Below are 12,565 nucleotides of genomic sequence, written 5' to 3'. Positions count from 1 at the left end.
GCGACGGAAAACCCTCCCGTCGCGTTGGACAATCGACATTAACCCTGACCCTCGGCTTATTTTGGGCACGAGCGCGCCCGCTGCGATGGTAAAAATATTCACCACAGAAAAGATAAGCCCTATTCTTTATGCGGGTAATTGTTAATTCATGGTTAATGCCATGTTGTTGTGTGGGCTAATGCTGGCCTGTGAACAATAAGATTGTCAATACGGGGAAACGCAATTTATTCACTTTTTGAAGATCATCAAGATAATGAAAAACATAGAAAAAATATTTTCCTATTCACTTAAGTGAATAAAAAGTGAATTAAAATGCACAGCTTGCGGGTGGTTCTTGTGCGTAGTTATTCACTTAAAAAATAAAAAATCTAACAAAAATTTAAAAATCGGAATTGCCGTCAAATACCGCTTTATAAAATTGGTGATACCATTCATTGCACAGAGTTTACTGCTGTAGCTATTCCACGGTTTTACACGACATAAATAACACTGAGAAACAGGACTCTTATGGAAAAGTTATCTTACGCATCTGAAAGTAGTACATCTCCATGGACCACCTACCTGCGCCAGATCGACCGTGTTGCGCCTTATCTCGGCGATCTTGCCTACTGGGTGGAAACCCTGCGCCATCCGAAGCGTGCGCTGATCGTCGACATCCCTGTGCAGATGGACGACGGCACCATTCGCCACTTCGAGGGCTATCGCGTTCAGCACAATCTTTCGCGTGGACCGGGTAAAGGTGGTGTTCGCTACCATCCGGATGTCGATCTTAACGAAGTCATGGCACTTTCTGCCTGGATGACCATTAAGTGCGCCGCGGTCAATATTCCTTACGGCGGAGCCAAAGGCGGCATCCGCGTCGACCCCTTCTCGCTGTCGGAAGGTGAACTGGAACGCCTGACTCGCCGCTACACCAGCGAAATCGGCATTATCATCGGGCCGCAGAAAGATATTCCGGCGCCGGACGTTGGCACCAACGGCAAAGTGATGGCGTGGATGATGGACACCTACTCCATGAACCATGGCACCACCATCACCGGCGTGGTCACCGGCAAACCGATCCACCTCGGCGGCTCCCTCGGTCGTGAAAAAGCCACCGGACGCGGCGTGTTCGTCACCGGCCGGGAAGTGGCCCGTCGCGCCGGCATCGAAATTGAAGGCGCTAAAGTGGCGCTGCAGGGCTTTGGTAACGTCGGTAGCGAAGCGGCGCGCCTGTTCGCCGGCGTCGGCGCCCGTATCGTGGTTATTCAGGATCACACCGCCACCCTGTACAACGAAGGCGGAATTGATATGGCCGCCCTCACCGCCTGGCAGGCGGAGAAAAAGCAGATCGCGGGTTTCCCGGGCGCCCAGGAGATTGATAAAGAGGCTTTCTGGACCACCCCAATGGACATCCTGATCCCGGCGGCGCTGGAAGGGCAAATCACCCGCGAGCGCGCTGAGAAGCTGACCTGCAAACTGGTGCTGGAAGGGGCCAACGGCCCAACCTATCCGGAAGCGGACGATGTGCTGGCCGAGCGCGGGGTGATCGTGGTGCCGGACGTTATCTGTAACGCCGGCGGGGTGACCGTCAGCTACTTTGAGTGGGTGCAGGACATGGCCAGCTTCTTCTGGAGCGAAGAGGAGATCAACGCCAAGATGGACCGCATCATGACCGACGCCATCATTCACGTCTGCGATAAAGCGGCCGAGAAAGAATGTACGCTGCGTACCGCCGCCTATATCGTAGCCTGCGAGCGCATCCTGATGGCGCGTAAAGACCGCGGCATCTACCCGGGCTGATCCCCGTCAGAAAGTGCACCAGGGGTGGCATTGCGCCGCCCCTTTTTTTTGCCGTCGCGCCGTCAGCCGACGGTGGACCACAGCACTGGCCATCCCCGATGCTGCGCCTCCGCCAGCAGACCCGGACAGGGATTCACCGCGCAGGGGTGACCAACCACGGTGAGCAGCGGCAGATCCGAGATATGATCGCCAAAGGCGTAGCACGCCGCCAGCGGCTGGCCCTGTTTCTGCGCGTAGCGTTGAGCATGCGTCGCCTTGTGTTCGCCGATGGCGGTTCGCCAGAGCTCGCCGGTATAGCGGTCATCCACCACCACCGGCTCCGAGCACAGGGCATGTTCCACCCCCAGCGCCGCCATCGCCGGCCAGAGAATGTCGGTCATCGACCCGGAGACAAACACCACGTCATCCCCCCGCGCCTGATGCTGCCTGAGGCGCGCCACCACCTCGTGGTGAAAACCATATCCGCCTTCGCGATACAGACGCTCGGCGACCGCCCGCACCCGGGGGCGCGACTCGTGGCGAAACAGCGAGTAATAGTAGCGGTTGATCGCTTCCCGCGGTTGACCCGCTTCGCTAAGCGCCTGAAGCTGGCGGACAATCGCCGCGGCCGTCAAACCGCACTGCAGCGGATATTCCTCGGCATAGCGGTGCAGAAACAGGAACATACTTTTGCCGGTAATCAGCGTTTCATCCACATCAAAAAAGGCGATGCTCATCCCCGTCCCCCTGCTCAATACTGACCAGATAATGTTGATGGCACTGCGCCGCCTGCTCGCACTCTTTGCGAGTGATGTAGTTAAGGTCATAGACGCTGAAGCTAAAGCCAACTTCCGCTTTGCGGGTGCCGGTCTGGTCAAACCCCACCGAGCATTCGCAGGTAAAGCGGCCATGGGCTGAACTTTTGCGTGACACCACATTGAGGACGATGGTCACCGGCAGCGGAAAAACAAAGCAGGAAAAGGCCACCTGCAGCGAGCTCAGGGTAAAGTACTTCTCCGCCATTGCCACGCCGGCCTCCGCCAGCAGGAATTTTTCCGAGGTGGCGATGATGGTCTGCCGCGCCGCCTCGATCAGCACCATCCCCTGAATATGTTGCCCGGTCTGGTGGTCGCAGAGTAACTCCGAGGCATCCTGCAGGATCAGGCGCGCGCAATAGCTATCCTCATCGCGTTGTTCCGGCGAGGTGATGAGGATATTCGCTTTTTTACGTTTATGTACCAACCGCTGATGATCGCGGTTGTTTTGATAATAGAGATCCTGCAGATTGACGATCTGGCGGATTTTGTCCGGATAGTGCTGACGAATAATGCAGATGGTGCGGGAGATGTCGTCGAGCTGTACCCCCTGACCAATAACGATTTTATCGACGCCGGCCAGCTCGCCGCTCCAGACAAACCGCTCAAACTCATTAACCGTCAGCACATTCTCATGCCGCCGGGCAAAATCGGTAAATTTCTCACCCACCACAATTAATTTTTCCATGGCGCTTGTCTCCTCAGATCGTTTTCACCAGTAACGCAATCCCCATCCCGCCGCCGATGCACAGCGACGCCAGGCCGGTCGGTTGATTCTCCCGGCGCAGCGCGTGCACCAGACTGACCACGATCCGCGTCCCGGAACTGCCCAGCGGGTGACCGAGGGCGATCGCGCCGCCGTGGACGTTCAGGCGGGAAGCAATCTCCTCCTCCGTCATCTGATGCTCTCTGGCCAGTCCCCTGACCACCCCCAATACCTGCGCGGCAAAGGCTTCGTTAATCTCCAGCCGGGCCATATCGCTGAGCTGAAAACCACCGCGGCGCAGGGCGCACGCTATCGCCGGCAGTGGGCCGAGCCCCATCAAGGACGGATCGACGCCGCCTTCGCCAAAGGAGACGATCTCCGCCAGCGGCTGCAGGCCATAGCGGGCAACGGCGCGCGCCGAAGCGAGGATCACCGACGCGGCGCCATCGTTCAGCCCGGAGGCGTTGCCCGCCGTGACGCTGCCGTCAGCGCGAAAAGCCGGTTTCAGCGCCGCCAGCTGCCCGGCGCTAAGATCATGGCGGATCGGCTCATCCTCGCGGACCGTGCTGACGCCCCGCTTCGCGCTGACCGTCACCGGCACAATCTCATCGGCAAAATAGCCGGCACGGCTGGCGGCGGAGGCTTTTTGATGGCTCTCCAGCGCATACTGGTCCTGCGCCGCGCGCGAGATCTGCTCCTGCGCGGCGATGGCCTCCGCCGTTTCCCCCATCGGGATCTGCAGCAGCGGATCGGTTAACCCGTCACGCTGGATCACATCCTCACTGCTGAATGCGCCGAATTTCATCCCGCCCCTTATCTCTCCCTGCAGCAAAAACGGCGCCTGACTCATATTTTCCATTCCGCCGGCGACCACCAGGTCGGCATAACCGCTCTGGATATGGATCGCCCCTTCGGTCATGCTTTTCATGCCGCTACCGCAGATCATATTCAGGGTGTAAGCCGGCGTTTGCACCGGGATCCCTGCCCGCAGCGCAACCTGACGCGCCGGTCCCATTCCCTGCCCGGCGGCGAGGACGCAGCCGCAGATCACCTCATCGATCCACGCCGGGTCAATGCCGGCCTGCTGCAGGTTGTGCCTGACGGTGAGCGCTGCCAGCTCCACCGCGGAGACCGTTTTCAGGGCACCAAGAAAGCGCCCCACCGGCGTACGGCAGGCCGCGACGATATAGACTTTGTTCATGATTATTCCATTACGTAGAGCGAGGAAAGATACTGCCGCGTCCCGGCTTCGCTGCCGGTAAAGCCCACATAGCCATCGGGATTAACCACCGCGTAGTCATCGGGACCGATCTGTAGCGCCTCAAGAAACGCCTTGTCCGCCGGCTCGAGGGGGCAGAACATAAACCAGCCGGCCTGCTTCAGGCGGGACAAAGGAGGACAGGCGGCGCGGGCGGAAAAGATCACCACCTTACCGCTGGCGAAGGCGTCATAGCTGTTGCGAAACGTCGCCTGCGGCGAGGCAAAAACGTACCAGGGAACATGGTGTCCTGCGAGGCCGTCCGGCTCCTGCGCCTGCGTCGCGGTGAAGCCGGCGTACTGCAGCGGCAGCTGGTGACGATAGTAGTGACGGTTGCAAAACTCCGGAAAGTAGACCCCATCGATATGATTTCTCGGCACCAGACCGGCGATCAGGCCGGTATCATAGTCGGTGGAGCGCAGCACACCGCTCACCGCGGCGAAGCGCTGGGTGCGATAGGACGCCGGCAGTCGGTCAGTGGCCACGCCGTGCAGACAGAAAGCCAGCTTCCAGGCGAGGTTCACCGCATCCTGGACGCCGGTGTTCATCCCCTGCCCGCCAATGGGACTGAACAGGTGGAAGGCATCTCCCGCCAGCATAATATGGTGCTGCAGATTGTCATCGGCGATGCGGTTATAGAAATTGGCGCTGGAGGACCAGGTGAGCCTCTGCGCCGGCGGCACCTGAGGGCAGTAGCGCGCCAGCGCGGCGTTAATCTCCTGCAGGTCCGGCACCGGACGCGGCGACGGCAAGCGCCCGGCTTTTTTAATCACAATCCTGACCTGATTGTCCGGCATGGGCAGGAAAATCAGAAAGCCTTGCTCATCAATATGGTAGGAGGTCCCCGGGAGCGCCGCCGCGGGGTCGAACTGCACATCCGCCATCACAAAATGCAGCGGATAGTCATGACCGCTAAAGCCGATCCCGGCCAGCTCCCGGACGGTGCTGGCCGCGCCGTCGGCGCCGATAATATAGTCATAAGCGGCGGAACAGGCCCGACGGGCATCGTCGAGCAGGGAGACGTGATAGCGCTCCCCCTCCCGCCGCCAGGAGACCAGCTGGTGCCCGCGTTTTACCTCCCGCCCGGCGGCGGCTAATGCCGTTTCGAGGATCTTCTCCGTCCGCGGCTGCGGGATACTGACATGGAAGGGATAGCAGGTGGCGAGTCGGCGGTTATCAATATGCAGAAATTTGCGGTTTTTATAGTAAGCGTAGACTGACTGCACCTGTTTTCCCTGGGCGATCAGTTCCCCGGCAAGGCCTAAGCCGTGGAAGGCTTTAATGGTCGCCGGACTGACGCTCAGCGCTTTGGACCAGGTGGTGCTGTGGGTATTTTTATCAATGATATCAAAATCAATTCCATACTTATTCAGATAGCAGCCAATGATTAACCCTACCGGGCCGGCGCCAACAATGAGTACTTTTTTCACGATCGAGCCTCTCTGTATGCCCCATGTGGGGCATACGCGTGTTGCCTGGGTGCAGGGTGATTAGGGATAGATATCATCGGCCAGACGACGATCGCCGGCGACATTGCAGATATGCCAGTAGGGGTATGGTTTCTCTTTCTCGCTCACGCTGTTGAGGATCGCCGTCTCCTCGTCGCTCAGCGTCCAGTTCAGCGCCGCCAGGTTATCTTCCAGTTGGGCCAATTTGGTCGCGCCGATCACCAGCGAAGCGATCCCCGGACGGGTACGCAGCCAGTTGAGCGCCACCTGCGCGACGCTGGCGTTGCGCTGGCGGGCAATCTCCTGCATCACCTCCAGGGTCTGCCAGGCCTGCTCGCGGTTGGCGATCGGCGCGGATTCGAACGGCGTGGCGTTCGCCAGGCGACTACCTTCGGGAAACGCCTGATTGCGCGGGTATTTGCCGGTGAGAAAGCCCCCGGCCAGCGGGCTCCAGACGGTGATGCCGACGTTCTGATCGACGCTGAGCGGGATAATCTCATGCTCCAGTTCACGCGCGGCGATATTGTAATAGCCCTGATAGACGCAGAATTTCTCCAGCCCAAGGCGCTCCGAGATCCCCAGCGCCTTCGCCAGCTGCCAGGCCGCGTAGTTGGAGACCCCGATATAGCGAATTTTCCCGGCGCGGATCAGGGTATCCAGCGTGCGCAGGGTATCCTCCAGTGCGGTGCGCGGATCGAACCCGTGAAGGTGATAGATATCGATATAATCGGTCTTCAGCCGCTGCAGGCTGGCCTCGACGGCATTGATGACATGGTAGCGCGACGCCCCCAGCGCATTCGGGTTGGGGTCGGTTTGCCAGCGCCCTTTCGTGCCGATAATCACCTGCTGGCGTTTTCCCTTCAGCGCGTTGCCGAGCAGCTCTTCGCCCTGGCCGTTCTTATAACAGTCCGCGGTATCAAAAAAGTTAATCCCGGCGTCCAGCGCTTTGTACACCAGATCGTAGGCCGTCTGCTCAGGCACCACGCCGAATTCCGACCAGTTGCGCCCCGGCGCGCCGAGAAAGGCCCCTTTCTCACCAAACGTCATGGCGCCGAAACAGAGCTCCGAAACCGACAGCCCGGTGGAACCTAAATACCGATACTTCATGCTTGACTTCCTTTTAAAGGTGACAACGTCACACTAGCGATAACCAATCCGCTGGCGGTCAGGCAAGCACCGGCCAGAGGAATGTGAGATAGAGAGACGCCAGAGGCGAGCAGCAGCCCGCCAAACCAGGCGCCGCCGGCATTGCCGAGGTTAAAGGCGGCGATATTGCACGAGGAGACCATGCTTTTACCGCTCTCACTGCTGTCCAGCGCCTGCATCTGCAGCGGCGGAATGGTGGAGAACATCGCCGCCCCCAGCAAAAACACCGCCGCGCAGGCACCAGGCAGCGTCTGAATAGCCAACGGGAAAAGGCACAGGACGACGCTCAGCAAAGCGAGAGTCAGCAGCAGCGCCCGGCGGACGCCGCCGTCGGTCAGTCGGCCGCCAAGATGATTCCCGGCGACCATCCCAACGCCGAACAGCATCAGCACCGGCGGAATAAGGTGTTCGCTCATCCCGGTGACGGTTTTCAGCATCGGCGCGATGTAGGTGAAGGCGGCGAAGACGCCGGAGAACCCGAGGGCAGTGATCAGCAGGCTGCGCAGCACCGCGGGATGGCGGAGCACCTTTAGCTCATCACGGATCCTGCTCTGGGCCGACGGTTGCGCCTGACGGCCAGGCACCAGGGCAATGACTGCCAGGGCGGAGAGAACGCCGATCAGCGTGACCATATAGAAGGTATAGCGCCAGCCAAGGTACTGCCCCACCCAGGCGCCGAGCGGCACGCCCAGAATATTGGCCAGGGTGGCGCCGAGAAACACGGCGGAGACCGCCGAAGCTCGTTTATCTACCGGCGCCAGCTCCGCGGCATAGACTGAGCTTATTCCGAAAAACGAAGCGTGAGCGAAAGCGGTTATTACCCTGGCAATAATTAGCATGGTCATATTACCGGCGATCGCGCAGCCTAAATTTCCAATGGAAAATAAGATCATCAAAAATAACAGCGCCGGTTTTTTGCGATAACGGCTTAATAGCGGCGTAAGCAGCGGCGCGCCAATCACCACCCCACAGGCATAAGCGGTAATAGACCAGGCGGCAAGAGTAATGGATATATGAAAATCATGGGCCACATCGAGTAATAAACCCATAATCACAAATTCGGTGGTGCCAATACCAAATGAACCCACGGAAAGCGCATACACCGCCGCAGGCAATCCCGCCGGACGGGAAACAGCAATAGTCATAAGTTACCTTATCTCCCGCCAGAACGGCGGGAGGAACGTATTCAGGAGATTATTTATCGATTAAATTAAAGTCGCCCTGGTTATAGCGTAAGCCGGCGACGTTTTCGGCAGCGAAAATATGATCGATGGTGTGAATATCTTCAGGCGAGAGCATAATATCGGCCGCAGCGGCATTATCGCGCAGGTGATTGATTTTTCGTGCCCCGGGGATCGGCACGATATCTTCGCCTTTGCTCATCACCCAGGCGAGAGCCATCTGCGCCAGGGTGGCATCGTAGCGGCCGGCGACCTCCTGCAGACGGTCGAGCAACTGCTGGTTTTTGCGCATGGTTTCGGCCTGGAAACGCGGCAGATTGCGACGAAAATCATCGGCAGCGAAGAGGCTGGGGTCGGTGATTTTGCCCGTCAGGAAGCCGCGCCCCAGCGGGCTGTAAGGGACAAAGCCCACCCCCAGCTCGCGGCAGGCCTTGAGGATGCCGTCTTCCGGCTCACGGGTCCACAGCGAGTATTCCGTCTGCACCGCGGTAATCGGATGCACCTTGCAGGCCCGGCGCAGCGTCTGGGCTGACACTTCCGACAGCCCGATGTGGCGAATTTTACCCTCTTTAACCAGGTCGGCCATGGTTCCCACCACCTCTTCCACCGGCACCGCGGGATCGACGCGGTGCTGATAGAGCAGATCGATGGTCTCGATATTCAGCCGCTTCAGCGACCCTTCCACCGCCTCGCGAATATGTTCCGGACGGCTGTCGACGCCGGCCATCCGCTCCAGCCCCTGGCCGGTCGGCAGAATACGAAAGCCAAATTTGGTGGCAATCTGCACCTTATCGCGAATGCCTTTAATCGCTTTCCCGACAAGGACTTCATTGTCAAAAGGCCCATACACTTCGGCGGAATCGAGGAAGGTCACGCCCATGTCCACTGCGGCATGGATGGTATTTATCGCCTGCGACTCCTCAGCGCCGCCATAGGCAAAACTCATTCCCATACACCCGAGACCCAATGCGGAAACCTGGAACTTCTCTTTTCCGAGATAACGTGTTTTCACCTTATTTTCCTTACGTGCTGAATGTTATTAAATATATACTTCCCTTTTACATTGATAACAATTAATCTATTCCGAACGCGGTGTTAGCTGGAAATTAACAATGAAAACGTTGCCTGATTTGCAACAAATTGAAATATTAATACTCATAGTGAAACATGGTAGTTTTCGACAAGCTGCCAGAGCATTAAATCTTTCACCGCCGGCCCTCACCAGCGCTATTAATCATCTGGAAGAAAAATTAGGCGTGCGCCTGCTCAATCGCTCGACGCGCAGTTTGTCTTTAACCGCCGTGGGTGAGGAATTTCTTAATAATATGACGCCGGTGGTGAATGATTATCGCCGGGTAGTCGACAGTCTGAATTATCACCGTCTGACCCCGGAAGGGGTGGTGAAAGTCAATTTACCGCGCATTGTTCTCGACCTTTTCTTTCAGCGCTATTTTATTGCTTTTAAAACCGCCTATCCAGACGTGACGCTGGAGCTGTTTACCACCGATCGGAAAGTGAATATTATCGAGTCCGGTTTTGACGCTGGCATTCGTTATTCCCGGGATGTGCCCAAAGATATGATTGCCATCCCCTTTGGCGAGAAACTGTCGCTGATCCCGGTAGCCAGCCCGGACTATCTCCGCCAGGCCGGAGCGCCCGACACCCCGCAGTCGCTGATCAATTTTCGCTGCATCAACCGATGTTTTCCCAGCGGCGAAAAGTACCGGTGGGAGTTTATCAGCCCCGACGGCGAGCCAGGCGAAGTCGCAGTCAAAGGCGATCTGGTCGTCGATTCCGATACGGCGATGATCCAGGCGGCGGAGAGCGGACTGGGGATCGCCTTTGTCTATCAGTCGCTGGTCTCCGCGCAACTGAACGCCGGCAGCCTGATCCGCTTATTGCCCAGCTACCGCTACCCGGCGGATCATTTCTGCGTCTACTATCCGAGTCGCAAACATATTCCCGCGCCCCTGCGCGCTTTTATCACCTGGGTGATGGCGCAGAATAAGAGCATCCTCCATGAGTAAATGGCCTGAGGGGGTATCCTCCTGTTCGCTACAATAAACGCACACACCGTTAACCCTTATTTATCCTTTCCCTTGAATTTCGTCGGTCGTCAGGCATAAACTCGTTAGAGCTCTAACGATTTTGGCAGACGACCTATGGACCATCGACAGCTAAACTTCTCCCATCTTTTATATCTGACCGCCCATCACTGGCGGCTGGCGGTTAATCGTCGGCTGAAAAACCTCGGCCTCAGCCAGGCCAGCTGGGTAGCGGTCGCCGCTATCGCCCGCCATCACCAGCCGCTGTCGCAAAGCGAACTGGCGCAGGAGCTGGGAGTGGAGAGCGCGACCATTGTGCCGCTGATCAACCGCCTGGTGACCCTCGGCCTGGTGGAGCGCGTCACCACCGACCGCGATAAACGCAAGCGGCTGCTGGTGGTCACCGACCAGGGGCAGGCCCTCTTCGAGCAGGTCAAAACGGTGGCGGACGATCTGCGTGAAGAGATCCTGACGGCGATTACTCCGCAGGAGCGGGAACAAACTCAGCGGGTGCTGGAAAAGCTGTTGCGCGAAGTGGAGAAGAAATAATGCCCCGTCGTCAGAGTAACCCTTACGCCCCCCATGACTGGGCGCCGCATGAAAAACCGGCCCTGCTCGGCTCGCCATCGACGCCGCTGCACAGCCCGGCGAAGCGCCTGGCCTACGGGGTGGTCGGGCTGCTGGTGTGCCTCACCGGCGCGCTGGGCAACGCGGTAGTCACCGCCAATCTGCAGCTGCTGCAGGGCACCTTCGCCGCCTGGTCGACGGAGATCGCCTGGCTGCCGGCGGTGTATGTCATGACCAACGTCTCCATCAACCTGCTGCTGGTGAAATTTCGTCAACAGTTCGGGCTGCGCGCCTTTACCGAAGGCTTTCTGGTGCTCTATGTGCTGGTCACCTTCTTCCACCTGTTCGTCAACGATCTCAGCTCGGCGATGATGGTCCGCGCCGCCCACGGCATGGTGGCCGCGGCGCTCAGCTCGCTGGGGATCTACTATCAGGTGCAGGCCTGGCCCGCACGCCACCGCCTTAAAGGGCTGACCATCGGTATCACTGGCTCGTCGCTGGCCATTCCGCTGGCGCGCCTCTTTTCCACCGAGCTGCTGCAGACCGACGAATGGCGCGGGCTCTACTTCTTTGAACTGGGGCTGGCGCTGGTGTCGCTGGCCTGCGTCATCGCGCTGAAGCTGCCGCCGAGCGATCGTAAAAAGGTGTTCGAGAAGAAGGATTTTATCACCTTCTTCCTGCTGGCCCCCGGCATGGCGCTGGTGTGCGCGGTGCTGTCGCTGGGGCGGCTCGAGTGGTGGTTCGAAGCGCCGTGGATCGGCTGGTCGCTGGCGGCGGCGGTGGTGCTGATCGTCGCTGCCATCGCCTTCGAGCATAACCGCAGCAATCCCCTGCTCAATACCAAATGGCTCTCCAGCGGCAGTATCCTGCGCCTCGGTCTGATTATGCTGCTGATCCGCATCGTGCTGGCGGAGCAGAATACCGGGGTGATCGGCTGGCTGCAGTACGTTGGCCTGCAAAACGAACAGATGACCAACCTTGCGTGGTCAATTTTCGCCGGCATTCTGTGCGGGATCATTGCCAGCTGCCTGACGCTTAACCCGCAGAAGCTCTACTGGCCGACCGCCACCGCCCTGGCGCTGATCATGGTGGCCTCGCTGCTCGACAGTCAGTCCAACGCCCTCACCCGCCCGGAACAACTGATGTTCAGCCAGTTTTTGCTTGGCTTCGGCAGCGCCTTCTTTCTGGCGCCGGCGATGCTCGCCGGTATTGGCGGGGTATTCGCCGATCCGCGCAACCTGGTCAGCTTCTCGGTGCTGTTCGGCATGAGCCAGAACATTGGCGGCCTGCTGGGATCGGCGATCCTCGGTACTTTCCAGACCTGGCGGGAGAAATTTCACTCCAGTCAGCTGGCGGATCAGATCACCACCCTCAACCCGCTGATCGTCGAGCGTCTGCAGCAGTACAGCCAGATGTACCAGAGCCAGATCGGCGACAGCACGCTGCTTAACGTCCAGGCCACGACGCTCCTGCAAAACGCCGCGACGCTGCAGGCCAATATTCTCGCCTGGAATGATACCTATCTGCTGACGGCGGCGATCTCCGGCGGGACGTTAGTGTGGGTTTTCTGGCGCTTAATTCGCTTACGACTGACCGCCCGTATCGCTTTAAAACGCGCCACTGGCAGCAAATAATTAT

Annotated in this window: 11 protein-coding genes and 1 pseudogene; 5 read left to right on the top strand and 7 right to left on the bottom strand. The window is 58.6% G+C overall.

The window, feature by feature from the left end; all coding sequences use genetic code 11:
* Positions 1–148: 148 nt before the first annotated feature.
* Both GQR96_RS10930 and GQR96_RS10925 read left to right on the top strand, forming a co-directional pair.
* Positions 149–295 (top strand): annotated as a pseudogene (locus tag GQR96_RS10930) (hypothetical protein).
* A 212-nt stretch (positions 296–507) separates the two neighbouring features.
* Positions 508–1,782: a Glu/Leu/Phe/Val family dehydrogenase gene (locus tag GQR96_RS10925; RefSeq protein ID WP_004204074.1), complete on the top strand. Its 1,275-nt coding sequence runs from the start codon at positions 508–510 to the stop codon at positions 1,780–1,782.
* A gap of 62 nt (positions 1,783–1,844) precedes the next feature.
* Here GQR96_RS10925 and GQR96_RS10920 read toward each other — a convergent pair whose 3' ends face one another.
* Genes GQR96_RS10920 through GQR96_RS10890 form a run of 7 tightly spaced genes read right to left on the bottom strand, consistent with a single transcriptional unit; the run spans position 1,845 to position 9,327 of the window.
* A complete protein-coding gene (locus GQR96_RS10920) occupies positions 1,845–2,498 on the bottom strand; it encodes an HAD family hydrolase (RefSeq protein ID WP_032455941.1) in 654 nt (217 codons plus the stop codon).
* On the bottom strand, positions 2,479–3,264 hold the full coding sequence (locus GQR96_RS10915) for an AfsA-related hotdog domain-containing protein (RefSeq protein ID WP_064150148.1): 786 nt from the start codon (positions 3,262–3,264) through the stop codon (positions 2,479–2,481). The genes GQR96_RS10920 and GQR96_RS10915 overlap by 20 nt, the downstream gene beginning before the upstream one ends.
* A 13-nt stretch (positions 3,265–3,277) precedes the next feature.
* On the bottom strand, positions 3,278–4,483 hold the full coding sequence (locus GQR96_RS10910) for an acetyl-CoA C-acyltransferase (protein WP_065904112.1): 1,206 nt from the start codon (positions 4,481–4,483) through the stop codon (positions 3,278–3,280).
* Between the two features lie 2 nt (positions 4,484–4,485).
* On the bottom strand, positions 4,486–5,970 hold the full coding sequence (locus GQR96_RS10905) for an FAD-dependent oxidoreductase (RefSeq protein WP_064177893.1): 1,485 nt from the start codon (positions 5,968–5,970) through the stop codon (positions 4,486–4,488).
* Between the two features lie 60 nt (positions 5,971–6,030).
* Positions 6,031–7,095: an aldo/keto reductase gene (locus tag GQR96_RS10900; protein ID WP_065904109.1), complete on the bottom strand. Its 1,065-nt coding sequence runs from the start codon at positions 7,093–7,095 to the stop codon at positions 6,031–6,033.
* A complete protein-coding gene (locus GQR96_RS10895; protein ID WP_017898721.1) occupies positions 7,092–8,279 on the bottom strand; it encodes an MFS transporter in 1,188 nt (395 codons plus the stop codon). Before GQR96_RS10895 ends, GQR96_RS10900 begins: the two co-directional genes overlap by 4 nt.
* Before the next feature lie 49 nt (positions 8,280–8,328).
* Positions 8,329–9,327 carry an aldo/keto reductase gene (locus tag GQR96_RS10890; protein ID WP_069135601.1) on the bottom strand — a complete coding sequence of 333 codons (999 nt, stop codon included), beginning with the start codon at positions 9,325–9,327 and terminating at the stop codon, positions 8,329–8,331.
* Positions 9,328–9,427: 100 nt separating this feature from the next.
* On the opposite strand from GQR96_RS10890, the gene GQR96_RS10885 reads away from it, so the two are divergent.
* The 3 genes from GQR96_RS10885 to GQR96_RS10875 all read left to right on the top strand — a co-directional run bounded on the left by GQR96_RS10885 (position 9,428) and on the right by GQR96_RS10875 (position 12,561).
* On the top strand, positions 9,428–10,342 hold the full coding sequence (locus GQR96_RS10885; protein WP_017898723.1) for a LysR family transcriptional regulator: 915 nt from the start codon (positions 9,428–9,430) through the stop codon (positions 10,340–10,342).
* A gap of 135 nt (positions 10,343–10,477) precedes the next feature.
* Positions 10,478–10,909 carry a MarR family winged helix-turn-helix transcriptional regulator gene (locus GQR96_RS10880; protein ID WP_004204063.1) on the top strand — a complete coding sequence of 144 codons (432 nt, stop codon included), beginning with the start codon at positions 10,478–10,480 and terminating at the stop codon, positions 10,907–10,909.
* Positions 10,909–12,561 carry an efflux MFS transporter permease gene (locus GQR96_RS10875; protein ID WP_069734186.1) on the top strand — a complete coding sequence of 551 codons (1,653 nt, stop codon included), beginning with the start codon at positions 10,909–10,911 and terminating at the stop codon, positions 12,559–12,561. Before GQR96_RS10880 ends, GQR96_RS10875 begins: the two co-directional genes overlap by 1 nt.
* Positions 12,562–12,565 lie beyond the last annotated feature (4 nt).

The sequence above is a fragment of the Klebsiella sp. PCX genome (genome assembly GCF_021869705.1).
Taxonomy (GTDB): domain Bacteria; phylum Pseudomonadota; class Gammaproteobacteria; order Enterobacterales; family Enterobacteriaceae; genus Klebsiella; species Klebsiella quasipneumoniae.
Note: the sequence above shows the minus strand (reverse complement) of the source record. Positions and strands in the feature narration are given on the sequence as shown.